21 protein-coding genes are annotated in these 26,704 nt (G+C 73.7%); 8 read left to right on the top strand and 13 right to left on the bottom strand.

Annotation, left to right across the window (positions count from 1 at the left end; all coding sequences use genetic code 11):
• The 4 genes from ACFV9Q_RS24420 to ACFV9Q_RS24405 all read right to left on the bottom strand — a co-directional run.
• Positions 1-371, bottom strand: a 371-nt coding sequence (locus ACFV9Q_RS24420; protein WP_377236555.1) for an RsmD family RNA methyltransferase, incomplete at its 3' end; no start/stop codon positions are given.
• 118 nt (positions 372-489) lie between these two features.
• Positions 490-1,455 (bottom strand): endonuclease/exonuclease/phosphatase family protein, encoded by a 966-nt coding sequence (locus ACFV9Q_RS24415; protein ID WP_377236554.1) that lies wholly within the window; start codon positions 1,453-1,455, stop codon positions 490-492.
• 114 nt (positions 1,456-1,569) lie between these two features.
• On the bottom strand, positions 1,570-3,855 hold the full coding sequence (locus tag ACFV9Q_RS24410) for an ATP-dependent DNA helicase RecG (RefSeq protein WP_377236553.1): 2,286 nt from the start codon (positions 3,853-3,855) through the stop codon (positions 1,570-1,572).
• Entirely contained in the window at positions 3,852-5,621 is a 1,770-nt protein-coding gene (locus ACFV9Q_RS24405; protein WP_377236552.1) for a DAK2 domain-containing protein, read from the bottom strand. Before ACFV9Q_RS24405 ends, ACFV9Q_RS24410 begins: the two co-directional genes overlap by 4 nt.
• 331 nt (positions 5,622-5,952) lie before the next feature.
• On the opposite strand from ACFV9Q_RS24405, the gene rpmB reads away from it, so the two are divergent.
• Together rpmB and ACFV9Q_RS24395 are read left to right on the top strand one after the other, a co-directional pair.
• Positions 5,953-6,150 (top strand): 50S ribosomal protein L28, encoded by a 198-nt coding sequence (gene rpmB, locus ACFV9Q_RS24400; protein WP_119143026.1) that lies wholly within the window; start codon positions 5,953-5,955, stop codon positions 6,148-6,150.
• A gap of 151 nt (positions 6,151-6,301) precedes the next feature.
• Positions 6,302-6,811, top strand: a complete 510-nt coding sequence (locus ACFV9Q_RS24395) for a GNAT family N-acetyltransferase (RefSeq protein ID WP_377227809.1) — start codon at positions 6,302-6,304, stop codon at positions 6,809-6,811.
• A 56-nt stretch (positions 6,812-6,867) separates the two neighbouring features.
• On the opposite strand, the gene ACFV9Q_RS24390 is transcribed toward ACFV9Q_RS24395, so the two are convergent.
• The gene (locus ACFV9Q_RS24390) at positions 6,868-7,935 is read right to left on the bottom strand and encodes a thiamine-phosphate kinase (RefSeq protein ID WP_377236551.1); all 1,068 of its coding nucleotides are present in this window, start codon (positions 7,933-7,935) and stop codon (positions 6,868-6,870) included.
• Between the two features lie 125 nt (positions 7,936-8,060).
• On the opposite strand from ACFV9Q_RS24390, the gene ACFV9Q_RS24385 reads away from it, so the two are divergent.
• Positions 8,061-8,549: a DUF3515 family protein gene (locus ACFV9Q_RS24385; RefSeq protein ID WP_377236550.1), complete on the top strand. Its 489-nt coding sequence runs from the start codon at positions 8,061-8,063 to the stop codon at positions 8,547-8,549.
• Positions 8,546-9,325 (top strand): TetR/AcrR family transcriptional regulator, encoded by a 780-nt coding sequence (locus tag ACFV9Q_RS24380; RefSeq protein WP_377236549.1) that lies wholly within the window; start codon positions 8,546-8,548, stop codon positions 9,323-9,325. The genes ACFV9Q_RS24385 and ACFV9Q_RS24380 overlap by 4 nt, the downstream gene beginning before the upstream one ends.
• A 29-nt stretch (positions 9,326-9,354) precedes the next feature.
• On the opposite strand, the gene ACFV9Q_RS24375 is transcribed toward ACFV9Q_RS24380, so the two are convergent.
• The 4 genes from ACFV9Q_RS24375 to ACFV9Q_RS24360 all read right to left on the bottom strand — a co-directional run bounded on the left by ACFV9Q_RS24375 (position 9,355) and on the right by ACFV9Q_RS24360 (position 14,536).
• On the bottom strand, positions 9,355-9,888 hold the full coding sequence (locus ACFV9Q_RS24375) for a hypothetical protein (RefSeq protein WP_377236548.1): 534 nt from the start codon (positions 9,886-9,888) through the stop codon (positions 9,355-9,357).
• Positions 9,889-9,983: 95 nt separating this feature from the next.
• Positions 9,984-11,165, bottom strand: a complete 1,182-nt coding sequence (locus ACFV9Q_RS24370; RefSeq protein ID WP_377236547.1) for a D-alanine--D-alanine ligase family protein — start codon at positions 11,163-11,165, stop codon at positions 9,984-9,986.
• A gap of 24 nt (positions 11,166-11,189) precedes the next feature.
• Positions 11,190-12,788: an AMP-binding protein gene (locus ACFV9Q_RS24365; protein ID WP_377236546.1), complete on the bottom strand. Its 1,599-nt coding sequence runs from the start codon at positions 12,786-12,788 to the stop codon at positions 11,190-11,192.
• A gap of 44 nt (positions 12,789-12,832) precedes the next feature.
• Positions 12,833-14,536 (bottom strand): aldehyde dehydrogenase family protein, encoded by a 1,704-nt coding sequence (locus ACFV9Q_RS24360; RefSeq protein ID WP_377236545.1) that lies wholly within the window; start codon positions 14,534-14,536, stop codon positions 12,833-12,835.
• Positions 14,537-14,703: 167 nt separating this feature from the next.
• Between ACFV9Q_RS24360 and ACFV9Q_RS24355 the strand changes: the two genes are divergently transcribed.
• Both ACFV9Q_RS24355 and ACFV9Q_RS24350 read left to right on the top strand, forming a co-directional pair.
• Positions 14,704-15,984 carry a PucR family transcriptional regulator gene (locus tag ACFV9Q_RS24355; protein WP_377236544.1) on the top strand — a complete coding sequence of 427 codons (1,281 nt, stop codon included), beginning with the start codon at positions 14,704-14,706 and terminating at the stop codon, positions 15,982-15,984.
• A 9-nt stretch (positions 15,985-15,993) separates the two neighbouring features.
• The gene (locus tag ACFV9Q_RS24350; RefSeq protein WP_377236543.1) at positions 15,994-17,172 is read left to right on the top strand and encodes an acyl-CoA dehydrogenase family protein; all 1,179 of its coding nucleotides are present in this window, start codon (positions 15,994-15,996) and stop codon (positions 17,170-17,172) included.
• Positions 17,173-17,515: 343 nt separating this feature from the next.
• On the opposite strand, the gene ACFV9Q_RS24345 is transcribed toward ACFV9Q_RS24350, so the two are convergent.
• Both ACFV9Q_RS24345 and ACFV9Q_RS24340 read right to left on the bottom strand, forming a co-directional pair.
• Entirely contained in the window at positions 17,516-18,748 is a 1,233-nt protein-coding gene (locus tag ACFV9Q_RS24345; protein ID WP_377236542.1) for a trans-sulfuration enzyme family protein, read from the bottom strand.
• Positions 18,749-18,862: 114 nt separating this feature from the next.
• The gene (locus ACFV9Q_RS24340; protein WP_377236541.1) at positions 18,863-20,185 is read right to left on the bottom strand and encodes an MFS transporter; all 1,323 of its coding nucleotides are present in this window, start codon (positions 20,183-20,185) and stop codon (positions 18,863-18,865) included.
• 83 nt (positions 20,186-20,268) lie between these two features.
• Between ACFV9Q_RS24340 and ACFV9Q_RS24335 the strand changes: the two genes are divergently transcribed.
• Entirely contained in the window at positions 20,269-21,318 is a 1,050-nt protein-coding gene (locus ACFV9Q_RS24335) for a GlxA family transcriptional regulator (RefSeq protein ID WP_377236540.1), read from the top strand.
• Between the two features lie 22 nt (positions 21,319-21,340).
• Here ACFV9Q_RS24335 and ACFV9Q_RS24330 read toward each other — a convergent pair whose 3' ends face one another.
• A complete protein-coding gene (locus ACFV9Q_RS24330; RefSeq protein WP_377236539.1) occupies positions 21,341-23,254 on the bottom strand; it encodes a right-handed parallel beta-helix repeat-containing protein in 1,914 nt (637 codons plus the stop codon).
• Between the two features lie 65 nt (positions 23,255-23,319).
• The gene (locus tag ACFV9Q_RS24325) at positions 23,320-25,791 is read right to left on the bottom strand and encodes a glycoside hydrolase N-terminal domain-containing protein (protein ID WP_377236538.1); all 2,472 of its coding nucleotides are present in this window, start codon (positions 25,789-25,791) and stop codon (positions 23,320-23,322) included.
• Positions 25,792-25,967: 176 nt separating this feature from the next.
• Between ACFV9Q_RS24325 and ACFV9Q_RS24320 the strand changes: the two genes are divergently transcribed.
• A complete protein-coding gene (locus tag ACFV9Q_RS24320; protein ID WP_377236537.1) occupies positions 25,968-26,684 on the top strand; it encodes a hypothetical protein in 717 nt (238 codons plus the stop codon).
• The last annotated feature ends 20 nt before the right edge of the window (positions 26,685-26,704 follow it).

Below are 26,704 nucleotides of genomic sequence, written 5' to 3'. Positions count from 1 at the left end.
GCGCCGACCGCGCCCGCTGTGCCGCCCGGACCCGCCGCCCGGCCCGCGAGCGCCGCCGCGTACCGCTCGGCGCTCTCCGTGGTGACGCGCACCCCGGTCAGGCCGAGGACGGCGACGTTCTTGCGCGCGACGTCGGCCGTGGCGCGCGCGCTGTCCACGAGGGTCACCGACACGGCGCCCCGGCTGGCGGCCTCCAGCCCGAGCGCGCCGGAGCCGGCGTAGAGGTCGAGCACGCGGGCGCCGTCGAGCACGTCGAGGTGCTCCAGCCGGGAGAAGATCGCCTCGCGGACACGGTCGCTGGTGGGGCGGGTGCCCTTGGCGGGCACCGCGATGGACCGCCCGCCCACCGACCCCGCGACGATCCTGGTCACGCCGAAAACCCTAACCCGCCCCCGCCCCGTTGAGTGCTGGGTATCTGTGTCCCTGGCGCACGAGAACGCGCAAATATCCAGCACTCAGCGGTCCGGTGGGGGGTGGGTGGGGCGGGGGTCAGGACCAGGGGGTGTCTATGTGGGCGACCACCGGGAGGTGGTCGCTGGCCGTGCGGGGCAGGGCGCGGACGTCCGTCACGGTGGCGCCGCGGGCCAGGACGTGGTCGATCTGCGCCACCGGGAACACCGCGGGGTAGGTGAACTCGAAACCGGTGGTCGGCGCGGTGACGAGGTTGGTCAGCGGCGCGATCGCGTCGTCGGCGAGGACCGCGTTCAGGTCTCCGGCCACGACGACCGTCTCGTCCTTCTCGGCCTGGACCGCGTCCGCCAGCCGGAGCGCGCCGGCGTTGCGCTCCTCGGTCTCGAAGCCGCCGCTCCCGACCCGGACCGAGGGCAGGTGCGCCGCGTACAGCACGACGTTCGCGCCGTCGTGCTCGACCACCGCGCGCAGGCAGCGGTTCCAGGACTCGTCGAGGATGTCCACAGGCCGCACGCCCTTGAGCGGGTACCTGGACCAGATGCCGACCGTGCCCTCGCTCTGGTGGTACGGCAGCGCCTCGGTGAGCGCCTCGTCGTACTTCTCCGCCAGGTCGAACGGCACCTCGGTGAGCGTGACGACGTCGGGCTCGGCCGCGAGGATGACCTCCGCGGTGCCTGCCACGTCGGAGTTGGCGGCGTTGACGTTGTGCTGGACCACGGTGAGGTCGCCCGGGGGCGTGGCCTCGGCCCGGATCTGCGGCAGGAAGACCCAGATCCAGGCGGCCAGCGGCAGCAGGACGGCGAGGACCGCGAGCGCCGACCGCCGCAGCAGCGCGGCGAGGATGCCGAGCGGCACCGCGAGGCCGAGCCAGGGCAGGAAGGACTGGACGAGGCTGCCGAGGTTTCCCCAGCGGTTGGGCACGTACTCGTGGCCCACGAGGAGCAGGGCGACGAGGACGGATCCGAGCGCGAGCAGTCTTCCGCGCTGCCACGCGGTCTTCGCGGGCCTGCCCGTGTGGATCGCGTGCCTCGCATCGACCGTCACGGGCGGGGACTCTATCGGTTGTATGTTTCGGGCGTAAGGAGTGGGTCATCCCGTTCGTGGTGGTCCCCGTCCCGGATCTGGCCGTCCGACCAGGTCAGAGCGGGTGAGGCACGGTCAGGTGCGCTCCAGGAACTCCTCCTGGTCCTCGTCGAGCTGGGCGCGGATGGCGCGCGCGAGCTCCGGGAACTCGGTGAGGTCGGGGGACGCCGCCACGACGTCGGCGGCCGCGGTGCGGGCCTCCTCGATGAGGCCGGCGTCCTTGACCACGCGGAGCAGGCGGAGCGAGCTGGCCCGGCCGGACTGCGCGGCGCCGAGCACGTCGCCCTCGCTGCGCAGCTCCAGGTCGAGGTTGGCGAGCTTGAAGCCGTCGGTGGTCTGCGTCATGGCCTCCAGCCGCGCGAAGGCGGGGGTGCCCGGTTCGGCGTCGGAGACGAGGAGGCACAGCCCGGGGTCGCTGCCGCGCCCGACCCGGCCGCGGAGCTGGTGCAGCTGGGAGATGCCGAACCGGTCGGCGTCGAAGATCACCATGGCCGTGGCCTCGGGGACGTCCACGCCCACCTCGACCACCGTGGTGGAGACGAGCACGGGTGCCGCCCCGGAGGCGAAGGCGGCCATGGCGGCGTCCTTCTGGTCCGCCGGCATCTGCCCGTGCAGGACGCCGACCTCGATCCCGGCGAGCTCCGGCCGCGAGCGCAGCTCCTCGACCACCTCGAGCACGGCGCGCAGCGGCGGCCGGTCGGCCGCGCCCGCGGCGCCCGGGTCGCCGAGGTCCAGGTACTCGGGCACGTCGTCGAAGTCCTTGGCCGGGACCTTGGCCTTCGCGCCGCTCTTCTCGTCGGTCTCCTCGTCCGGGTGGATCCGCGCGCACACGACGTAGGCGCGGCGGCCGGCGTCGACTTCCTCGCGGACGCGGGCCCAGGTGCGGTCGGTCCAGCGGACGTTCCCCGCGGGGACCGCGACGGTCGTGATGCCCGCGCGCCCGGCCGGTACCTCCGTGAGGGACGACGTCTCCAGGTCGCCGAACACCGTCATCGCCACGGTGCGCGGGATGGGCGTGGCGGTCATCACCAGGAGGTGCGGCGACACGCGCCCCTTGGCGCGCAGCGCGTCCCGCTGCTCGACGCCGAACCGGTGCTGCTCGTCCACCACGACGAGGCCCAGGTCGGCGAACTGCACCTGCTCCGACAGCAGCGCGTGCGTGCCGACCACGATCCCGGCCTCCCCGCTCGCGGCCTGCAGGAGCGCCTCCTTGCGGGCCTTCGCGCCGAGCGAGCCGGTCAGCAGCGCCACGCGGGTACTGGCGCCCGCGCGCTCGGCACCGAACAGCGTGCCGCCGTCGGCCAGCGGGCCGAGCAGGGTGCGCAGGGTGCGGGCGTGCTGCGCGGCGAGCACCTCGGTGGGGGCGAGCAGGGCCGCCTGGCCGCCGACGTCGACCACCTGGAGCATGGCCCGCAGCGCGACCACCGTCTTGCCGCTGCCGACCTCGCCCTGCAGCAGCCGGTGCATCGGGCGGGGCCGGGCGAGCTCGGCCGCGATCTCGTCGCCGACCTCGCGCTGGCCGTCGGTGAGGGAGAACGGGAGGGCCGCGTCGAAGTCCGCGAGGATGCTCGGCTGCCCCGCGGGCAGCGGCGGGCGGGCGGTCGCGTCCTCGGCGGCGGTGCGGGCGCGGCGCTGTGCGAGCGCGGCCTGCAGCACGAACGCCTCCTCGAACCGCATGCGGTGCCGGGCCTGGTAGGCCTCCTCCAGCGTCGCGGGCCGGTGCAGGCTGCGCAGGGCTGCCGCCCGCCCCGGCAGGCCCTGGCGCTGCCGCACCTCGTCGGGCACGGGGTCCGGCACGTCGGCGTCGGTCAGCGTGTCCAGCACGACGCGGAGCGCGCCCTGGACCTTCCAGCTCGGGATGCCCGCGGCGGCCGGGTAGATCGGGATGGGCTTGGTGGCGTGCTCCATGAGCGCCTCGTCGCTGTCGAGGTCGGACTCCTCCCCCATCAGCGTGAAGTCCGGGTGCGTGAGCTGACGCGTGCCCCGGTACAGGCCGACGGTGCCCGTGAACAGGCCCTTCGCCCCCGGGACCAGCCGCTTCTCGTGGTTGTAGAGCGAGCCGCGGTGCTTGCCGAAGAAGGTGAGCGACAGCCGGCTGGTGCCGTCCGTCACCACCACCTCCATGAGCGCGCCGTTGCGGTTGCGCATGGGCCGCACGGTGGCCTGCTCGACCCGCGCGAGGATCGTCACGTGCTCGCCCACCTCGAGCGCCGCGATGTCGGTCAGCGCGCCCGGGTCGGCGTACCGGCGCGGGTAGTGGCCCAGCAGGTCGCCCACGGTCGTCAGCCCGAGCTTGCCCAGGGCGGTCGCGGTCCGCTTGTCGAACGCCCGCTCCAGGCGCTCGTCCACCCGTTCGCTCATGCGTCCGCCTCCGGTTCCGGCGCTGCGATCTCCACGCCGAGCTGCACCCCGTCGCCCGGGTGACCGGTCGCCAGGACGACGATCTCCGCGTCCGGCGCGCGCCCGGCGAGGACGGCGGCGAGCTGGTCGGGCAGCTCGGCGGGCACGCCGGCGTCGAGCAGCGCCGTCACCACGGTGGTCTCCGGTCCGGCGGCCTCCTCCAGCAGGTCGACGGCGGCCGCGGCGGACGTGCCGTGGACGGTCAGCCCGGCGAGCGCCTCGCCCACGACGGCGTGCGCGTCGACGGGGTCGCCGCCCAGGTCCGGCAGCCCGACCGGCAGCCCGACCGGGAGCAGTGTGCCCAGGGCCGCCAGCGCCACGACGGCGTGCACGTCGGTGGCCGAGGGCACGGTGATCAGCTCGTCGACGTCGAGGTGCGCGCCGCCCCCGGCGGTCAGCTCGGGCGCCCCGAGGAGCAGCACGCGCCGGGCGCCGGTCGAGGCCGCGGCCCGCTCGACGTCGTCGGCCACCAGGGCCTCGACGGTGGCGCCGACCCCGCCCGTGAGGAGGACGACGGCGCCCGCACGCGCGAGCTCCCCCGCCAGGCCGGGCGCCGACGTCGCCGCCACCACGCCCCACTCGTGCTGGCCGGCCGCCGCGAGGTGTCGCACGTGCACCTGCGCGAGCGTGCCCGCCCGCGCGGCGTCGGCCGCGATCACGAGCGCCCGGTCGAGGTGGTCGGTGTGCACGTGGGCCTGCCAGACCGCCGTGCCGGTCCCCGCGTCCCCACCGACGACGACCACCGAGTCGCCCACCTCCGCCAGGGCGCCGCGCAGCCCGGCGGCGACGGTGTCGGCCTGCTCGCCGGCGGGGCCGGTGAGGACGAACATGAGCTCGAGGGCGTCGGATCCGGCACCGTGCGGCTCGGCCTCGCCGTCGGTCACCGACGACGCGGCGTCCGCCGGGTCCGGCGCGCTCGGCAGCGCACCGGCGTCGAGAAGCTGGTCCAGGGTCACGGCGTCCATGCTGCCGCGCACCACTGACACTCCGCCCGCGCCCAGGTCGCCGGAGGCCGGCCCGCCGGCTCCCGCTTCACGGGCCTCCGCCCCGGCCGAAGCACCGGCCGAAGCGCCCGCCGCCGCGACGACCAGCGCGTCCAGCACGAGGACCAGGCCCAGCGCGCCGGCGTCGAGCACGCCAGCGGTGCGCAGCACGTCGAGCTCCTCCCGGCTGGCCCGCGCGGACGCCCGGGCCGCGGCCGCCGCGGCGGTCACCACGGGCAGCGGCCCGGCGTCGGGCCCGGCGGCGCGCGCGGCCGCCCCCGCGGCGTCGGCGGCCGAGAGGATGGTGCCCTCAGCGGGCACCGCCACGGCGGACCGGGCGGACGCCGCCGCCCGCGTGAGCAGGTCCGCCGTGGTGCCGCCGCGCCGGGCGGCGACGGCCAGCCCGCGCAGCCACTCGCTGAGGATCACGCCGGAGTTGCCGCGCGCGCCCAGCAGCGCCGCGCGGGCGAGCGTGGCCAGGAGCCGCGGTCCCGTGGCCTCCGCGGGTGCCGCGGCGACCGCCCGGTCGCCCTCGCGGAGGGTCAGGTAGAGGTTGGTGCCGGTGTCGGCGTCCGCCACCGGGAAGACGTTGACCCGGTCGATCGCCTCGCGCTCACGCCGCAGCGCCGCCGTGGCCCCGCGCGCCCAGGCGCGCACGACGCCCGGGTCGTCGAGCCCCGCCCCTGGCGGGTACGCCTGGGGTCCCGGCTCAGCCGTCCGGCTGCCGCTGTCGACGTCGGTCACGCTCTGCCCTCCTGCACCTGGGGTCACGAATGCTCGCGCCACGAACGAGCGGCTGCCCGGGCACCCGCTCGGACGGATCCCACCGTACCCAGCGGGTGGGACGATTGCGTCCGGCCGCCCACAGGCCTGTGGACAGCCCCCGGTCCGGTCGGTGTGACGCAGCACCCCGCGGCTACGGTTTGAGGGCGCGGCCCGCCATCAGGTACTCTGTCGAAGTTGCCTGGAACGCCAAGAAGCGTTGATTGCTCCGAAGTATCCAGGCGTTCCCTTTAGACCATCATCACGTCGTGCTGTCGTTATGCACCGGCGTGCACGACATTCAGGAGACACCGTGGCTGCCAACTGCGACGTCTGCGGCAAGGGCCCGGGCTTCGGGCACAGCGTGTCGCACTCCCACATCCGCACCAAGCGCCGCTGGAACCCGAACATCCAGCGCGTCCGCGCGATCGTGGGCGGCACTCCCAAGCGCGTCAACGTGTGCACCTCCTGCCTCAAGGCCGGCAAGGTCACGCGCAAGGTCTCGGCCTGACGCTGCCGCAGCCGGGTCGCTGACGCGACCCGCACATGCTTGACGAAGACGCTCGCCGGTTCGCCGGCGGGCGTCTTCGGCGTTTCCAGAACCTTCATCTGGTACCAAAGAAGTGGTTGCGCAGGGCCCCGCACGGTGAAAAGGTAAGGTCATGATGGCACCGGAAGACGTGACCATCCGCCCAGCAACGACGACCGACGCCGAAGCTATCGCTCGTGTCGACATCGCCTCTTGGCGTGGTGCTTACTCAGAGATCCTTTCCGACTCCTACCTGGCCTCGCTCGACATCACCGACCGGGCCGGGCAGTGGACGGCGGCGGTGACAGCGCGAGATACCACTGTTCTCGTCGCCGAGGACGAGAGCGGGCCCATCGGGTTCACCAGCGTGGGGCCATCGCGCGACGAGGACGCCGAACCGGGCGACCTGGAGATCTACGCCATCTATCTCCACCCGCGCGTCTGGGGCAGCGGCGTGGCGCGCGACCTCATGCGCACCGTGCTCGACGGCCTGCACTCGGGCTCCGTGACGCTCTGGATCCTGGAGGGCAACGAGCGCGCGCAGCACTTCTACCGGCGGCACGGCTTCCAGCACGACGGCACCGAGCGCATCGACGAGATCGGCGGCCAGCCGCTCACGCAGCTCCGGTTCCGCAAGCGCTGAGTCTCAGCAGCAAGCGCTGAGCCTCGGCAGGGTGCGGCCGGCGACAGGTCCCGGCCTCACGCCCGGAAGTGGTCCCAGCCCGGTCCGACGTCGGGCTCCGCGCCGCCGATCGTGACGGCCGGCGCCTCGCCCGGCTCCCGCACGTGTCCGACGGCGGTCCAGCCCGCCGGCAGCTGCGCGTCCGCGGGGAACGTGGCGAGCAGCCCGTGGTCCTCTCCCCCGCCCCAGATCCAGCCGTCGAGCACGCCGTCGACGTCGGACCGGCCGGGCCCCCACCCGGGGTCGCCCAGGCCCGACGCCGCGGCGACCGCCCGCGCCGCCGAGCGCAGCTCCTCACGGTCGGCGGGGAACGCCCCGGCGTCGAAGTCGATCTGGACGCCGCTCGCGGCGGCGAGCCGCCCGGCGTCGCGGAGCAGACCGTCGGAGAGGTCGAGCATCGCCGTCGCCCCCGCCCCGGCGGCCGCGACCCCCGCGGCGAGCGGCGGCTCGGGCCGCAGGTGCGCGGACACCAGCCGCTCCCAGGCGTCCTCGAGCAGCACCCCCTCGCCGACCTCCAGCGGCACCGGCGACGGCGGTTCCTTGACCAGACCCGCCTCCAGGAGCGCCAGCCCGGCGGCCGACCACCCGCGCACTCCCGCGTGGGCGACGACGTCGCCCGGCCGTGCGCCCGACCGGAGCACCGGTGCGCGTCCTTCCAGGTCACCGTGCACGGTGACGGCCACGACGAGGCAGGGACCGCCGGACAGGTCGCCGCCCACGGCGCCCGCACCGGCGGGCGCGCAGCCGTCGGCCAGTCCCTGGGCCAGCCCCGTCACCCACTCCACGTCGGTGTCGCCGGGCACCACCAGGGACGTGACGAGCGCGGTCGGCCGGGCGCCCATCGCCGCGATGTCGGCGAGGTTCTGCGCGGCGGCACGCCGTCCGACGTCGTACCCCGTGGACCAGCGCGCGCGGAAGTGGCGGTCCTCGACGAGCACGTCCGTGGAGACCACGAACCGTCCGTCGGGGGCGGCGAGCACTGCGGCGTCGTCGCCCGGGCCGAGCAGCGTGGCGCTCCCCCGGGGCAGCAGGGGGAGGATGCGTTCGAGGATCTGCTCCTCGGAGAGGTCACGGACGCGGGTCACTGGAAGACCTTAAGGTGCCGCGCCGCTCCGGAGCGGCATCCGGCCCGGCGCGCGGGGCGCACACCGGCACGCACCCCGGGCGGGCGCCGGGGCGGGCACGCTCACCGGGCGGGTAACGTATCTCCGTGCTTCCCGCCCGAATCGTCACCCCCCGGACCGTCGCCGTGCTGGCCGCCGCCCTCACCGCCGTGGCCCTGGGCGGCTGCGCGCGGACGATCGGGGTGGAGGTCGCGCCCGACGCCGCCGACCCGCTGTGCGCGGAGGTGCTGCTCGCCGTGCCGGACGAGCTCGGCGAGGACCTGCCCAAGGTGCCGACCGACGCCCAGGCCACGGCGGCCTGGGGCGAGCCGGGCGGTGCCGTCACGATGCGCTGCGGCGTGGAGCAGCTCGGCCCGTCCGGGGACTGCCAGCACGTGGACTCGGGCGACGGGACCACCGTCGACTGGATCGTCAGGACCGACGACGAGGGCACCTGGTCGTTCGTCACCTACGGCCGCGACCCCGCCGTCGAGGTGGTCGTGCCGCCCGCCGTGACGGACGACCACTCGACGTCGTTCATCGCCGACCTCGCCGGCGCCGTGTCCCAGGTACCTGCCACGAAGGAGTGTCAGTGAGCCCTGCCGTGAGAGAACGACCCACCACGGGGCAGCCGGCGACCGTCGACGCGGACCCGCCCGTCCAGTCCCGGCGGGAGCGCCTGCGTGACGAGCTGCACCGCGAGGTGCTCGACGCGGCCCGGCACCAGCTCGCCGGGCAGCACGGCCTGAGCAAGCTCACGATGGCCGCGATCGCCAAGGAGGTCGGCGTCACGCCGCCCGCGCTGTACCGGCACTTCGAGAACCGGCAGGACGTCATCGCGCAGCTCTGCGAGCTGATCGTCGAGGAGGTGCTGGACACGCTAGGCGCCGCCGTGGCCCGGCAGGAGCCCGGCGACGTCGGCGCGGCGCTGGTCGCCTCGACCCGGGCCTCGCTCGACTGGGCGGTCCGGAACCCGGCGGAGTTCGACCTGGTCATCGGGTCCGGCATCAGCGCGGAGCTGCCCGAGAGCCGCGACCTCCAGCGCCGCATGGCGGAGATGATCGGCGGCCACTACGTGCCGCTGTTCCGCGAGCTGGCCGCCTCCGGCATCCCCTTCCCGGCCGAAGACGAGCTCGACCCCGAGCTGGCCGGCCAGGTGCGCACGTACCGCGACGCCGTGGGCGGGCAGGACCTGCCGCTCGGCATCGCCCACCTCATGGTGACGAGCTGGCGGCAGGTCTACGGCCTGCAGTGCATGGCCGTGTACGGGCACCAGGAGTTCGCGTTCGGCGACCACGTGGCGCTGCACGAGGACCTCGTGTCCTCGCTGCTGGTGCGGTTCGGGCTGGACCCGCACCCCACGGTGCACTGAGCATCGCGCGCTGAGACAGCCGGGCCGTCTCAGCGCACCATCGAGTCCCGACCCGCCTCCAGGGTGTGCAGCGAGTCGGCGTTCGAGATGAGCTGGATGCTCCCGTGGTACGAGATCGACGGGTCCTTCATCGCCGCGCCCACCAGCTCGGCCAGCGCGGCGAGGTGCCGGGCGTCGTGCGCGCAGATGCGGTGCACGTGCTGGGAGGCCGTGACCATCTGCAGGGCGAACACCGGGTACTTCCAGATCGGCTTCCAGAGCCCGGTGCGCTGCCACGCGCGGGTGGCGGGCCACGCGAGGCCCGCGCAGGCCGTGGCGAAGGCGGCCTCCCACGGGACGTCGTCGGCCCCGGCCAGGCGGAGCAGCAGCAGGACCACCGCGGCGATGCAGAACGGGAAGGCCACCTGGTTGGCCCAGGCCCCGATCGGCTGCGGCTTGGCCACGCCGATCACCTCGACCCGCATCACGTTGCCGAGGGCGAAGGAGGTCAGCCCGATGCTGAGCACCCCGTTCGCCACCCGCACGTCGCGCACCGCGTAGCTGTAGCGGGGCTCGCCCAGCATCCTGCCTCCTCAAGCGCCCTCGTCTCGAGCGCCGTCGCCTCAAGCACCATCCGCCGGACATGTCCCGGCCCTGGTCAGAGGCAGAGTACAGGCGATCAGCGCAGGCCGGTGGGCCGTTCGAGGGCGAGCTGGATCAGCTCGTCGATCAGCTCCGGATAGGGCACGCCGGACGCGTCCCACATGCGCGGGTACATCGAGAACGGCGTGAAGCCCGGCATGGTGTTGATCTCGTTGACGACCACCTCGTCGTCGGGCGTGACGAACACGTCCACGCGGGACAGGCCCTCGGCGCCCACGGCCTCGAAGGTCCGGACGGCGATCTCCTGGACCTCCTTGATGACGTGGTCCGGCAGGTCGGCCGGGCAGGTGAGCTGCACCGCGGACTCGTCGAAGTACTTGGCCTCGTAGTCGTAGAAGCCGTTCTTGGTCTCGTCCGTGACCACGATCTCGCCCGGCAGGGACGCCCGCGGGCGCTCCCCGCCGCGGCCGCCGAGCACCGCGCACTCGATCTCGCGGCCCACGATGCCGGCCTCGACGATCACCTTGGGGTCGTGCCGGCGCGCCTCGGCGACGGCGGCGTCCAGCTCGTCCAGCGAGTCCACGCGGGAGACGCCGAGCGACGAGCCCGCGCGGGCCGGCTTGACGAACAGGGGCAGGCCCAGGGGCTCGATCGTCTGCAGCACGACGTCGCGGCGGACGTCCCAGTCGCCCGGCTTGATGACGGCGTACTTGCCGATCGGCAGGCCGTGGCCCGCGAGGACCATCTTCATGAAGTGCTTGTCCATGCCGACGGCGGACGCCAGCACCCCGGACCCGACGTACCGCGCGTCGGCGAGCTCCAGGAGGCCCTGGACGGTCCCGTCCTCGCCGTACGGCCCGTGCAGCAGGGGGAACACCACGTCGACGTCCGCCAGGGCGGACGGCACCTGACCCGGCTCCATGACGCGCAGCGCCGAGTCGCCGACGGTCAGCGGGAGCACCACCTCGGCGTCGGACGCCGGGACCTCGGCCGCCTTGCCGTCGGTGATCGCCCAGCGCTCGGGCTCGTCGGCCGCGATGACCCACTGCCCCTTCGGGGTGATGCCCACGGGCACCACCTCGTACTTCGAGCGGTCGATCGCGCTCATGACGCCGCCGGCGGTGGCGACGGAGATCCCGTGCTCGCCGGAGCGGCCGCCGAACAGGATCACGACGCGGGTCTTGCGGGCAGCGCCCGGCGTCGGCACGAGGTTCGTGGAATCCCCGGCGGAGGCTGGTTCAGGAGTGTGGTGCGACATCGCGCCCGACCCTACCGGACCCGGCTACCCCGCCGTGGCCCGCAGGTCCTTGCGCAGGATCTTGCCGGACGCCGACTTGGGCACCGCCTCGATGAACTCGACCGAGCGCACCTTCTTGTACGGGGCCACCTGCTCGGCGACGTACGCGATGACCTCGGCCTCGGTCAGCGACGCCCCGGCCGCCGGCACGACGAACGCCTTCGGGATCTCGCCGGCCTCCTCGTCGGGCAGCCCGATCACCGCGACGTCCGCGATCCGCGGGTGGGAGAGCAGGAGCGCCTCCAGCTCCGCGGGCGGCACCTGGTAGCCCTTGTACTTGATGAGCTCCTTGAGCCGGTCCACGACCTGGAACACACCGCCCGCGTCGACCGTGACGATGTCGCCCGTGTGCAGGAACCCGTCCGCCTCCAGCGTGGCCGCCGTCGCCTCGGGGTTGCCGAGATAGCCGACCATCACGTTCGGCCCGCGGCACAGCAGCTCGCCGGGGCCGGAGACGCCGTCGGCGGGCTGCTCGATCTCCGCGCCCGTCGCCGGGTCGACGATCTTCGCCTCCATGCCCGCCACGAGCAGCCCCACCGACCCGGACGGGATGTCCGCGCGGTCGAACGGGATGACGTGCGAGACCGGCGACATCTCGGTCATGCCGTAGCCCTGCAGCACCCGCACGTGCTCGCCGAGCCTGTCCCGCACGGCGCCCGCCAGGCTCTCGCCGAACGGCGCGGCCCCCGAGAGCACGGCCCGCACGCTGGTCACGTCGTAGGAGTCGACCAGCGGGTGCTTCGCCAGCGCGAGCGCGATGGGCGGCGCCACGAACAGGAAGGTCGCCCGGTGCTCCTGGATCACGCCCAGGTACTGGGCCAGGTCGAACCGGGGCAGCGTGACGAGCCGGGCGCGGGTGCGCAGGGCCAGGTTGAGCAGCACCGTCATGCCGTAGATGTGGAAGAACGGCAGCACGCACGGCACCACGTCGTCCGCCCCGACGCCGATGGCCATGGACTGGGCCACGTTCGCCACGAGGTTGGTGTGCGTGAGCATGACGCCCTTGGGGCGGCCCGTCGTGCCCGACGAGTACGGCAGCACCGCGAGGTGCGTCGCCGGATCGAACGTCACGTCCGGAGCGGGGTGCGGGTCGGCCAGGAGGTCGGCGAGGGACGTGTGGCCCGCTCCCGTGTCCGGGCCGCCGTCGAGCACCACGATCTGGTCGTCGCGCAGGCCCGCGTCGCGGGCCCCGGCCTCGCCCGCGGCGAGCAGCGCCGAGACGGTGATCAGGAGCCGCGCGCCGGAGTCGGCGAGCTGCTTGGTGATCTCGGGCGCGCTGGACAGCGCGTTGACGGTGGTCACGGTGACCCCGGCGCGCAGCAGCCCGTGGAAGACGGTGACGTAGGCCGGGACGTTCGGCGCGTGCAGGGCGACGACGTCGCCCACCCCGAACCCGCGCGCCGCGACAGCCCCCGCCACCGCGTCGATCTGGTCCCGCAGGGCGCGGAACGTCGTGGTCGCCCCGCTGACGCCGTCGACCACCGCGACGCGCTCCAGCTCGGCGTCCGTGATCGTGCCGAACAGGTATTCGTACACGCTGACGGGCGGGATCTCCACGTCGGGCAGCTGGCTGCGGATCACCATCGTCGGTCTCCCTTGGTTCGTCAGGCGCGTCGTCAGGCGCGTCGTCAGGCGCGGAACGCGGCGAGCAGGACCGGCACCAGTCGCCCCCACGACGGCGCCACCGCGTAGCGGGTGAGCTGCCGGCCCGTGTCCGTCACGCTCCGGGAACCACTGAACCACGGCGGCTTCGGAAAGAGCGAGAGCTCGCCGTGCAGCACGCTGCGCGGGAACGGGCGGAACGGCCCGGTCACCACGGTCCGCTCGGGCCCGGACAGCAGGTTCCCGTTGTGCACCACGTCGATCCCGGAGCCGACGTCGGCCACCGTGTGCCCCGGGAACGCACCCCAGGTCGCGCCCGGCAGCAGGAAGCCCACGCCGGTCCACGCGTTGATCGCGACGGTGCCGTAGCGCAGGTCGGCGATAGCGTCGTCGAACGCGGCACCCATCGACCGGCGGTCCTGCGGCCGCACCACCACGTTGGCGCCGAGCGTGCCGTACAGGGAGTCGTTGGCGAAGCCGACGGCGGCGCGCAGGAACTCGGCGCCCGTGCCCGGAAGCTGCGTCCACGCCAGCACGGGCGCGAAGTACTCGTCGGAGCACGCCGGGTCGCCCGCGGCCACCTCCATCAGGATCCGGCCGGCCAGGTGCTCGGCGTCCGGGTGCGTGTCGTCGGCGCGGGCGACCTTGTCCGCCGTGCCGGGGTACCAGGGGTCGCGGGCGGGCATCCGGGCGAGCGCGGCGCGCAGCTCGGCGAGGAAGTCGTCCTTCTGCGGCCAGTCCGCCGACAGCACCACGACCTGGCCCGCGATGCAGTTGTGGCCCGCGTTGTGCAGCCGCATCGAGACCAGGTGCTCGGCCTGGAACCGCAGGTCGGCGGCGCTCCACCGCCCGGGCACCACGATCATCGGCGCGACGCCGCCCAGCTCGCTCGTGATCGGTACCCTGAGGCGGGGGTCGTCGGCCGCCCGGCGCACCTCGGCCTCGTCACCGGTGCCCCACACGATCGCGTCGTGCGTCGCGGCGGAGCCGGTGATGTGCACCTTGTCGATGCCGGGGTGCCGCGTCAGGTAGGCCCCGACGGCGCCGTCCCCGGTGACGACCCGGACCGCGCCGACCTCGATCAGGGGGGCGAGCGCGCGTCGGTACACGTCGAGCAGCGCGCCGAAGGTGGGGTTGAGCTTCACAATGGAGGCGCGGTTGTGCGCCACGAGCTCGTAGAACGCGTCCAGCGGGGCGATCGACGAGATGTTGCCGGCGCCCAGCACGAGCCCCACCCCGCCGTACTCGCCGACCTTCCCGGCGCCCAGCCCCGCCTCGGTGCGCACCTGGTGCTCGCCCACGCCCGGCGGCATCCAGACCTCGGCCCGGAAGCCGTTGAACAGCACCCACTCCTGGGCGTTGCGCGGGAGCACCCGGACCGCCACGCGGCCGCCCGGGGCGGCGCCGATCCGCAGGCCCTCGGCCGGCGACCGGCCCGCCGCGAGCGCCTCGTAGGAGCGTGCGTACGCCGCGGCGCTCTCGAGCGCCCCGTACGGTCCGGTCATCCACTCCTCGCCCGCGTAGGGCGCGGACGGGTCGACGTGCTTGGCCCGGGCCGCGACGGTGGCCCACTCGTGGGCGACCTCGACGACGGCGGCGTGGACCTGCCGGAACAGCGCCGCCCGCTCCGCGACGGGCAGCTGCGCCCACCGCTCCGCGCCGACCTTGAGCTCGTCGACCGCCTGGTCGAGCTCGCGCTCGGTGGTGGCCTGCGCGTCCGTCACGCTCATCCGCTGTCTCCTTCGACCGCACTCTGCCTGCTCGACCGACGCGCCGGTCCTCGCTGACCGACGCTCCAATAGCCTAGGGGTCGAGTCGGTCCAGGGCGAGACCCCGTCGCGCCTTTACATTTCGACCTTCGATGCACAACCGGGACGCCGCGACTAGGCTGCCTGGCATGTCGGACATCGCCGCTACTGGGCGTCATGACCTCCGCGACGCGCTGGATCTGCTCAGCGAACAGGTGGCCGACGGCATCCTGCACGCGGAGCCCGTGTACAGCGAGACCCGGCTCCCCGCCGCCGTCGTCCAGCCGCTGGTCCGGGCGAACGTCGCGGAGATCCTCACCGCCCTCGCCGGTGAGACCTCGTCGCTCGCGCCCGCCCGGGAGACCGGCCGGGTCACGGCCGCCGAGGGCATCCAGCTCGACCTGCTCCAGGACGCCTACCGGCTGGCCGGGCTGCGCATCTGGGAGGAGCTCGCCCGGCGGCTGCGGCACCAGTCCGACACCGGTGTCCTGCTGCGGGCCTCCTCGCGGGTCTGGTCCGCGATCGACCGTTCGTCGAACGTCGCCGTCCGGAGCCATCTGGAGGCCGCGGCGGGCTTCGGCGAGAACATGGCCCGCACCGAGCTGCTGCGCGGGATCCTGACCGGGGTCGTCCAGGACCTGGAGACCGCGCGGCGCGCCCTCGGGCTGCCCGCCGACGTGATGCTGGTGGTCGCGGTCACGGCGCAGGGTCCGGCGTCGGGCGGGGTGCGGGGTTCGACGTCGGGTGCGGGGCGGGGTCCGGGGTCCGGCGCGACGCCGGCAGCGGCGTCCGGGCCGGACGCGGCGTCCGACCCCGCCCGGGTGACCACCCGCTGGCTGATCCACGAGGGCGACCGGCTCACGCTCGTGGCCGCCCCCACCTCGCCGGACGCCCAGGAGGCGCTGGCCGGTCTCGCCGCGGGCACCCGGACCGGCGCGAGCCGCCCGTTCACCAGCCTCGCCGACGCGCCCGCCGCCCTCGCCCAGGCCCGCACCGCGGTGCGCTCCCTGTACCCCGGGCAGGCCGGGCTCTCCTGCTTCGGCGACCGTCCGCTGGACGCGCTGCTGGCCGCCGACGACGGGCGCGCCGGCGAGCTCGCCCTCGCCGTCCTCGGCGGGCTCCGGGAGCGCGACCCGCGGGACGAGGAGCTGCTCCTGGCCACCGTCGAGGCGTGGTTCGAGCACGGCGGGTCCGGCACCCGGGCCGCCGAGGCACTGCACTGCCACCGCAACACGGTGCTGAACCGGCTGGCGCGCGTCGCCGACCTGACCGGCCGCGACGTCAACGACCCGCGCGCCGCCGCCGAGCTCTACGCGGCCGTGCGGGCCCGCCGGCTGCAACCCACCGTTCTGGGCACAATTCACCCTGCGGTGATACTCACCGGACATCCAGCCGAAAACCAGCACCACCCCGGCCCCTCCCAGGGTTAGCCTCGTGACGTGACCGATCTCCTGTCCGGTGAGCTGCTTGCCGACATTCGCGAACGTGCCGCCGACTACGACCGGGACAACGCCTTCTTCGCCGAGGACCTGGCCGACCTCCAGGCGTCCGGCTACCTCGGCGCGATGGTCCCCACGGCGTTCGGCGGGGGCGGGCTCACGCTGCACGAGACCGCCCACGAGCAGGCGCGCCTGGCCGCGCACGCGCCGGCGACGGCGCTGGCCGTGAACATGCATCACGTCTGGGTCGGCGTGGGCCGCTACCTGCACGAGCGCGGCGACTCGTCGCTGGACTGGCTGCTGCGGGAGGCGGCGTCGGGCGAGGTGTTCGGGTTCGGCTACTCCGAGCCGGGCAACGACCTGGTGCTGCTCGGCTCGCGCACGGAGGCCCGGCCCGACGGCTCGGGCGGGTACACGTTCCACGGCCGCAAGATCTTCACGTCCAACTCCCCCGCCTGGACGCGGCTGGGCGTGCTCGGCCTGGAGAAGGCCGGCGGACTGCGCCACGGCCGCAACGGCGCGCCGCGCCTGGTGCACGCGTTCGTCACGCGCGACGGCGGCGGGTTCGAGATCCTCGACGACTGGGACACCCTCGGCATGCGCGCCTCCCAGTCGCGCTCCACGCTGCTCGACGGCGCCCACGCGCCCGCCGACCGCGTGCTGCGCCTCCTGCCGCCGGGGCCGTCGCTGGACCCGTACGTGCTGGGCATCTTCACGTCGTTCGAGGTGCTGCTCTCGTCGGTGTACGCGGGGATCGCGGACCGGGCGCTGGAGCTCGCGGTCGAGGCGGTGAACAAGCGGACGTCGATGAAGACAGGCAAGACCTACGCGCAGGACCCCGACGTCCGGCGCCGCATCGCCGACATGGCGCTGGCCCAGGACAGCGTCTGGCTCCAGATCGACGGGATCACCCGCGACATCGACGCCTCGGCGGCGGACCCGACGCTGGATCGCGGCGCGGGCTGGTTCCGGGCCACCGCCGGGCTCAAGGTGCGCGTCACCGAGGCGGCCCGCGAGGTCGTCGACCAGGCCGTGCGGGTCTCCGGCGGCTCCACGTACTTCAACGGCTCCGAGCTGGGCCGCCTGTACCGGGACGTGCTGGCGGGCATCTTCCACCCGTCCAGCGACGACGCCGCCCACAGCACGGTCGCCCAGTCCCTCCTGGGCCCGCTGGACTAACCCCCTGACTCGCCAACCAACCCGCCGAGTCAGCCACCTGGTCCGACCACCCACCTGACTCACCATCACAACCCTGCCGAGTCAGCCACCTGGTCCGACCACCTGGCTGACTCGCCGTGGCAACCCTGGCGAGTCAGCCGGGTGGACCGACCAACCCGCTGACTCGACATGGTCGCCAGGTGGTCCGACCATCTGACTGACTCGACACGACAACTCTGCCGAGTCAGTCAGGTGGTCCGACCAGCCGGCTGACTCGGCGTGGCGATCCGGGCGAGTCAGTGGGGTGGTCGGACCAGATGGCTGACTCGGCGGGGTTGTCGTCGGCAGGTTGGCCGGCGGTGGGTCAGGCGCGGAGCGCCTGGTCGAGGTCCCGCCAGAGGTCTTCCACGTCCTCGATGCCGACCGAAAGGCGCAGCAGGTCCTCCGGGACCGTGTGCGCCTCGGTGCCCCAGCGGCGGCGGCGCTCCAGCATCGACTCCACGCCGCCCAGCGAGGTGGCGGGCAGCCACAGGCGGACGGCGTCCACGACGGCGTCGGCCCGGTCGACGGCGGCCGGTCCCGTGCCGGTGACCGCCGCGTCCCCCGCGCCGGGCCGGGGGCGGGGGCGGACGCCGATGATGGCGCCGAACCCGTTCATCTGCGCCTTCGCGCGCTCGTGCCCCGGGTCGCCGGGCAGGGAGGGGTGCCGCACCTCGGCGACCTCCGGGTGCTCCGCGAGCCGCCGGGCCAGCTCAACAGCGCTCGCCTGGGCCCGCTCGAAGCGCAGCGCCAGCGTGCGCAGCCCGCGCAGCGCGAGCCAGGTCTCGAACGGCCCGGCGATCGCGCCGTGCAGCGTCCGGTGCTCCCGCAGGGTCGCGGCCAGGGCGGCGTCGCGCGTGACGAGCGCGCCCAGCACGACGTCGGAGTGGCCGGCCAGGTACTTGGTGACCGAGTGCAGCACCACGTCGGCGCCGTGCTCCAGGGGGCGCTGACCCAGCGGCGTCGCGAACGTGTTGTCGACCACCGAGCGCACACCGGCGGCGCGGGCGGCGCCCAGCACGGCGGGCAGGTCCGCGACCTCCAGCATCGGGTTGGTGGGCGACTCGACGAGCAGCAGGTCGGCGCCGTCCAGGGCCGCGACCACGGCGTCCGTGTCCGCGATGTCGACGTACCGCAGGGTCACGCCGTGCCGCTCGGAGATCTGGCGCGCCAGCACCATGCCCGCCTGGTAGGCGTGCCGCGGCAGCACGAGCGTGCCGCCGTCCGGCACCAGCGAGAACGCGGCGGCGACCGCCGCCATCCCGGACGAGAACAGGATCGCCGTGGCGGGAGCGACCGCGCCGCCGTCCACAGCCGCGCCGCCGTCGGCCCCGCCCTCGAGCGCCGCGAGCGCCTCCTCGAACGGGTGCCAGGCGTCGTTGTCCCCGCGCGCGTACGACAGCTCGTCCGGGCTGACGACGCCGCGGGAGACGTACGTCGAGTTCAGCGGCACGGACGGGTTGATGTGCCCGCCCTGCTCGCGGGCCGGGCGCCCGGCGGAGACGACGACGGTGGCGGGCGAGAGGCCGGCGGCTGACGGGTGCGGGGCAGTGCTCATGGTCCGGAGAATACGACCGGACCGCGCCCACCGCCCCGCCCGTCCGCAGGTCGGCCGGACGTGTCGGCCGGGCGGGCCGCCGGACCTGTCAGACCCACAGGTCGCCCGGGTGACCTACGCGGCTGACACGTCCACCGTGGTCTGCCGGACGCGGCGGATCACCATCGACATCAGCGCGGCGCCCGCGCACAGCGCGCCCGCGCCGTACCAGACGGCGTCGTACGAGCCCGTCATGTCCCGCACCAGACCGCCCGCGAAGGCCACCACACCCGCCCCGACCTGGTGCGACGCGAGCACCCAGCCGAACACGATCGGCGCGTCCTCGCCGTAGAACTCCCGGCACAGGGCGAGGGTCGGCGGCACGGTCGCCACCCAGTCCAGCCCGTAGAACACGATGAAGAACAGCATCGGCATCTCGACGTGCGGGGCCATGAGCGACGGCAGGAACAGCAGCGCGACGCCGCGCAGCGTGTAGTAGACGCCCAGCAGCACACGCGGGGAGAACCGGTCGGTGAGCCAGCCGGACCCGATGGTGCCGATCACGTCGACCACCCCGATCACGGCGAGCAGGCTCGCGGCGACCGTGATCGGCATGCCGTGGTCGTGCGCGCCGGGCACGAAGTGGGTGCGGACCAACCCGTTCGTCGTCGCGCCGCAGATCGCGAACGCCCCGGCGAGGAGCCAGAACGGGCCGGTGCGGGCGGCGTCGAACAGGGCGGTGACGGCGCGCCGGGCCGCGCCGCGCGTCGGCGCGGGCTTGGGCGCGTAGGTGCCGCCGTAGGGCGCGAGGCCCATGTCCGCGGGGTGGTCGCGCAGCAGGAAGAGGACGAGCGGGATGGCCACGAGCGAGGCGATGGCCACGGTGACCGACGCCGGGCGCCAGCCCTGGTTCTCGACGATCCACGCGAGCAGGGGCAGGAAGACGAGCTGGCCCGACGCCGTGGCCGCCGTCAGCACGCCGCTGACCAGGCCGCGCCGCGCCACGAACCAGCGTCCCGTCACGGTTGCCGTGAACGCGAGCGCCATGCTGCCGCTGCCGACGCCGACCAGGAGCCCCCAGCCGAGCACGAACTGCCAGGGCTCCGACATCCACACGGTCGACAGGGCGCCGCCGGTGATCACCACGAGGGCGATGCTGACCACGGGGCGCATGCCGAACCGGTCCATGAGGGAGGCAGCGAACGGCGCCGTCAGCCCGTAGAGCACGGACTGCAGGCCGACGGCGAACCCGATGGTGGCGCGCGACCAGCCGAGCTCCGCGTTGAGCGGGTCCACGAAGAGGCCGGGCGCGGCGGTGAACGCCGCGGCGCACATGACGGTCACGAAGCTGACCAGGGCCACCCACCAGGCGGGGTGGATGCGCGGGGCGCGACGCGGGGCGTCCGGGGTCTGCGCTGCGTTCTGGCCCGCCGGCACGGGGACGTCTGTCTGGGTCACGGGATCAGCATGCTGGGGCGCGGCGGCGAGAAACAGTGGCCCGGAGGACACACATCGCTAGGTTCGGGCCATATGATCGAGGCATGGCCCAGACCACCCCGCGCCGGCACCGCGTCGCCGTCCTGATCCGGCCCGGATTCATCCCGTTCGAGCTCGGCATCCCGCACCGGATCTTCGGCATCGCGCGCGACGCCGAGCACCGCCCCCTGTACGAGGTGGTGACCTGCACGCCCGGCGGCCCGGGCCTGGTGCGGTCGGACTCCGACGTGCTGGTCCAGGTGGAGCACGGGCCCGAGGTCCTGGAGACGGCGGACACCGTGGTGGTCCCGGCGTCGCACACCTCCGGTCCCGACGGCACGGACCCGGCCGCCGGTGCCCCGCGGCTCGAACCCGAGCTCGCCGCGGCGCTCGCCCGCATCCGGCCGGGCGCCCGGCTCATGTCCATCTGCACGGGCGCGTTCGTGCTGGCCGCCGCGGGCCTGCTCGACGGCCGCCCCGCCACCACCCACTGGCTGGAGAGCGACCGCTTCCGGCAGCTCTACCCGCGCGTGGACCTCGACCCGGACGTGCTCTACACGGACGACGGCGACGTGCTGACCTCGGCCGGCGTCGCCTCCGGTGTCGACCTGTGCCTGCACGTCGTGCGCCGGGACCACGGCACGGCGGTCGCGCAGGACGTCGCGCGCCGCACCGTGGTGCCGCCGCACCGCGACGGCGGCCAGGCGCAGTTCATCAAGCGGCCCGTGGCGGTCGAGCGGGCCGTCGCGCGGGGCGACGCCCCCGGGTCAGCCGCCGCCGGGGCCCGCGGCACGAGCACCGCCGCCGCCCGGTCCTGGGTGCTGGACCGCCTCGACGAGCCGCTCACGCTGTCCGACATGGCCCGGCACGCGGCCATGTCGGTGCGCACCTTCACCCGCCGGTTCCGCGACGAGACCGGCGAGAGCCCCGGGCAGTGGCTCACCCGGCAGCGTGTGGAGCACGCCCGCACCCTGCTGGAGTCCACGAGCCTGCCCGTCGAGCAGGTCGCCCGGCGGTGCGGCTTCGGCACGGCCCAGTCGCTGCGGGCCCACCTGACCACGGCGCTCGGCGTGACGCCGTCGGCCTACCGCCGTACGTTCCGCCGGGCGGCCTGACGGCGGCCGCCCGGCGGACCGGTCAGGACTCCGGGACCGGGTACGGGAAGGCGTCGGTGACGCCGATCTTGTCGTACTCCATCGCGGAGGCGTCGAAGTCGTCCTCCCAGTTGGCGTTGCTCACCTCGTTGCACTGGTAGGACTGGTACGACTGGTCGGTCGTCTCGCCCACCTCGATGTTGCTGAACGAGAAGGCGCAGCCGCCGGCGTCCATGTGGATGCCCCGGGTCCCGCTGTCGGGCATCTCGCCCACCGGGTCGGGGAGCACGTCGCCGATCACCATCTGGTCCACGGTGTTCTGCACCGGGTACGGGTCCTGGTTGTCGACGCCGTAGGTGTAGAACGCGCCCATGTCGCCGGAGTCGAGGCCCGCCTCGTCGATCCGGATGTACCGGAACGTGTTGTGGTCGGTGTACTGGTCGCCGTCGACCACCTCGGGGCGGGACTCCAGGCTGATGCCGTACCGCGCGGAGTGCCGCACGTTGATGTGCTCGACGAGGTTGTCGCCGGTGCCCATGAGCTCGATGCCCGCCGCGTCGCCGGGCACGAGCTCGCCGACGTGGTGGATGTAGAGGTTGCGGAAGGTGTGGTGGTGCGACAGGTCGCCCTCCCCCGGCCAGCCGCCCTCGACCTTGATGCCGTCCGCGCCGATGTTCTCGAACAGGCTGTTCTCGACGGTCAGGTGGTCGTTGGCGAACAGCGCGTAGACCCCCATGAAGCCGGTGTCGCGGACGTGCATGCCGGTGAGCGTGATGCCGCTCGTGTTCTCCAGCGTGACGGCGCCGAACCGGTTGCGCGGCATCTCGATCTGCCGGTCGTACTCGGGGTACTTGTGCTCCTCGCCGGAGTCGCCCGCGCTGATCCAGCCCGAGCGGTACCAGCTCACGAAGTCGGAGTACTGGATGCCGATGCCGTCGAAGGTGATGTCGTGCGCCTTCTGCTCGGGCGTGGCGCCCTTGACGTCGATCACCTGGGTGACCGTGGGCTTCATGATCGTCACGTCGTCGATGTCGCCGCGCGGCTTGTAGTACAGCTCACCGGCCTCGCGGTCGATGTAGTACTCACCCGCCTGGTCCAGGAACGGCAGGGCGTTCTGGATGAAGTAGCGCGAGCCGCTGCGGCTGTTCACCAGGGCGTACCGGGCCCAGTTGTCGAGCGTCGCGAAGCCCTTGCGGTAGTCGGCGCCGCCGATCGGCACGATGTCGGTGAACCAGCTCCACGAGCCGCCCGACCACAGCGTGACCTGGGCGTCCTTGAGCGGGTTGCTCTCGGGGGTGTCGTCCCAGGCCGGGTCCCAGTCGCCCTCCTCCCAGTACAGCCACTGGTGCACGGCCTCCTTCTCCGGCTCGCCGAGCCGCGAGAACAGGTACGGGCCCTGGGTGTCGTCCGAGCCGCGGTTGGGATACCGGGCCAGCTCGGAGCGTTCGCCGTCCTCGAAGAGCGTGTAGAACTGCTCGTCGGGATCCACCTGGGTCTTGTAGATGCCGTCCTGGTACTCCTCCCAGCCGGTGACCTCCTCGGCGCCCACGAGGTTGGCCGCGCCGGGGCCGTCGCTGCTGCGGTACACGACCTGGTGGCCGCCGCCGCCCGAGTCCTGCTCGGTGAAGGCGATGGTCTCCGTGACGGGGTACTCGCCCGCCGCGAGGTTCACGGTGATGTCGCACCGCTGTCTGCCGTCCCGGTTCAGGCCCTTCTCGCGGATGTGGTCCCGCGCCGCCTCAACGGTCCTGAACGGGTCCTTCGCCGTGCCCTTGCCCCGGTCGTCGCCCGACGGCGAGACGTAGAGCTGCGGGCACCCGCCGCCCGAGACCGCGGCGGCGGCGTCGGCCGCCGCGCCGGCGAGCCGGTCGAACGCGATCCCGCCGCCGCCCATGGCGGCGACCAGGCTCACCGCGGCGACTGCCACGGTGCTCGTCTGTATCCAGTTCCTGGACATCGATGTCCCTTCCTCGGTGTGGGTTCTTGCGGGTGGTCGGTAGGGGTGGTCCGTGGGGTGGCCGGTCAGGCCCGCGGTTCGACGACGTAGGTGGCCCCGCGGCGCGTCCGGAAGACGGCGAGGCCGTCCTCGGGGCGTTCGACGTCGACCGGGCCGCCCGGGCCCGAGACGCGGACCGGGCCGTCGGTGCGCAGCCGGATCGTGTTGCCGGCCAGCGACTGGATCCGCGCGCTGCGGAGCCGTCCGTCGCGCCAGGTGAGGGCGAGCTCGAAGGCGCCCCGGGTCCGCAGGCCGCGCACCCGCCCGGTCGGGAAGGCCGCCGGGAGGCACGGCAGCAGCCAGACCTCGCCGGAGTGGCTCTGCACGATCGTCTCGTTGATCGCCGAGGTACCCCCGAAGTTCCCGTCGATCTGGAACGGCGGGTGCAGGTCGAACAGGTTCGGCGCGGTCCGCCCGGGCGAGAGGAGCTGCTTCAGGTGGGTGTAGACGCCGTCCCGCTGGAGCAGCCGGGCGCGGATGTTCATCTTCCACGCGAGCGACCAGCCCGCCGTGACCGCGGGACCGCGCAGCTCGAGCGACCGGTTGGCCGCCGCGGCCAGCTCGGGCGTGCGGCGCGGGGTGATCTGGTCGCTGGGGAACACGCCCCACAGGTGCGAGACGTGCCGGCTGGTCTCCTGCGCGGCCTCCTCCCAGTCGACCAGCCACTCCTGGACCTGCCCCAGGAAGCCGATCTGGTTGGGCGGCAGCTGCTCGCGCGCGGCCAGCGCCTGCGCGGCCATCTCGCGGTCCTGGCCGAGCACCGCGGACGCCTTGTCGAACGCCGTGAACAGGTCCCGCAGGATCTGCATGTCCATGGTGGGGCCGGCGCACATGCTCACGCCCACGTTGTCGATGTCGTGGTGCTTGAGCTCGGGCGAGTGCGAGGGGCTGGTGACGAGGTAGCCGGTCGCGGCGTCCTGCACGAGGGTGTCGAGGAAGAACTCGACCGATCCGCGCAGCACCGGGAAGTACTCCCGCAGCACGTCGAGGTCGCCGGTGTACTCGTAGTGCTCCCAGAACAGGAGCGAGAGCCAGGCGCCGCCGGTGGGCCAGACGCCGTAGTACGCGAAGTCCACGGGCGCCGACCCGCGCCACAGGTCGGTGTTGTGGTGCGCCACCCAGCCCTTGGCGCCCCACATCTTCTGCGCCGTCCGGGCACCGGACTCGGCGAGTTCCTCGATCATCGCGAACAGCGGCTGCCAGCACTCCGCGAGGTTCGCGGGCCCAGCGGGCCAGTAGTTCATCTGGCAGTTGATGTTCAGCGTGTACTTGGACTGCCACGGCGGCAGCATCTGGTCGTTCCACAGCCCCTGGAGGTTGGCCGGCTGGCCGGGGGTGCGGGAGCTGGAGATCAGCAGGTACCGGCCGAACTGGTAGTACAGGGCGGCGAGCTGCGGGTCCTGGCCGTCGCGGAAGGCCGCGACCCGCTGGTCGGTCGGCAGGTCGACCGACGCCGAGGTGCCCAGGTCGATGTCCACCCGGCCGAACATCTCCTGGTGGTCGCGCACGTGGGCCCGGCGCAGGATCCCGTAGCCCTGCGGCGTGGCCCGCTCCAGCGGGGCCAGCGCGGCCGCCAGGTGGTCGCCGCCGACGTCGAGGTAGTTGCGGTGGCTCGTGCCGATCGACAGGACCAGCGTGACGGCGTCCGCGCCGCGCACCCGCAGCCCGGTGTCGTCGCAGGTCACGGTGCCGCCCTCGGGCACCGCCCGGACCAGGCTGACGAAGCGGACCTTGCCCTCCAGCCCCTCGGCCTCGCCGCTGCGGCCCTCCAGGGCGAGCGTGCGGCCGTCGTGGGCGTACGTCGACGTCTCCTGCAGCGACGTGTACCCGGAGTCGAACGAGATCGCGCCGCGCGCGCTCGCCGTGAACCGGGCGACGATCACCTGGTGCGCGTGGCTGCCGAACACCTCGCGGGTGTGGCGCACGCCGTCGGCCACGAACGTCGTGGTAGTGATCGCCGTGGTGAGGTCGAGCGACCGCTCGTAGCCCGTGACGCCGGCGCCGGCAGTGCCGCCCGTGCCGGCAGTGCCGTCAGTGAGGTCGCCGGGCAGCCCGGGGAAGGTCAGGTGCAGGTCCCCGACGGGCTGGTACTGCATCTGCTCCGTGGGGCGGCCCATGAACCGCTCGTCGGCGAGGTTCTGCGCCTCCAGCCACTTCTCCTCGCTGATCAGCCGCCGGATCTCCGGCAGCGCCTCGTGCCCCAGCGGGTCGGCGTAGTCGTGCGGGCCGCCGGCCCAGACCGTGTCCTCGTTGAGCATGAGCTTCTCGGCGGCCACGCCGCCGAACACCATGGCGCCGAGCCGGCCGTTGCCGACGGCGAGCGCCTGCAGCCACTCCTGGGCCGGCGCGGTGTACCAGAGCCGCATCGGGTTGGTGTCCGGGGCGTCGCCGCCCTCGGGGTCGGCCGCCGCGCTCGTGGGGGCCTGCCCGGCGAGCGCGAACGCCCCCGCGGTCAGGCCCGTCGTGCGCAGGAGGTCTCTTCGCGTGATCGGATTCATCGAGCGACTCCTTCGTCCTCTTTGTCATCACTGTCATCACTGCCATCACCGTCATCACCGTTGAACGACGCGGGCTAAATGTAGTACGTCACATGTATCACAAGTCAAGAGTGCAGACTGGACCCGTTGGCCGATCGTGACCGGCCACGCCACGCCCCAGGCCCTACGCTGGGCACATGGGACGAGCCGGACACCGCACAGCACTGCTGATCGCCGCCTGCGCGGCGCTGCTGCTGGCCGGGTGCACGGGCGCGCAGGGCACGAACGGCCCGGAGCTCAGCAACACCAGCCCCGTGCCGGTCGCCCCGGACTCGGACACTGACGCGACGCCGTCGCCGTCGGGCGGCTCAGGCGACGACGGCTCGGACGACGGCTCAGGCGACGACGGGGACGACGCCCCCGAGCCGAGCGCCTCCGCGACCGAGACGGAGTCCGGCCCGGCCTTCCCGGCGAACACGAAGCCCGACACCGCGGAGCCCTCCGGTGAGGGCGAGACGTTCCTGAGCGTCACCGACGTGCGCGTCGCCGCGCACGACGGCTACGACCGCGTCGTCTTCGACCTCGACGGCACGGGCAGCGGCAAGCCCGGCTGGCGCGTCGAGTACGTGGACCGGGCGTCCGACGACGGGTCCGGCGACGCCGTGAAGGTGGACGGCGACGCGATCCTGCGGGTGTCGCTGTCCGGCACCGCCATCCCGACGGACAGCGGGGTCGAGGAGTTCTCGGGCGACCGCATCGAGCCCGCCGACACCGACTCGATCGAGGAGATCGTGTACCGCTACTGGTTCGAGGGGTACACGACGGCCTTCATCGGCGTGGACGACGCCGAGCGCCCGTTCCGCGTGTTCCTCCTGGAGGACCCGATGCGCGTCGTGGTGGACGTGCGGCACTGACGGCCCGGCGCCGACACCGG

Origin of the sequence: Promicromonospora sp. NPDC059942 (assembly GCF_042731755.1) — a bacterium.
In the GTDB taxonomy this organism is placed as follows: domain Bacteria; phylum Actinomycetota; class Actinomycetes; order Actinomycetales; family Cellulomonadaceae; genus Promicromonospora.
This window is presented reverse-complemented; position numbering and strand designations above follow the sequence as displayed.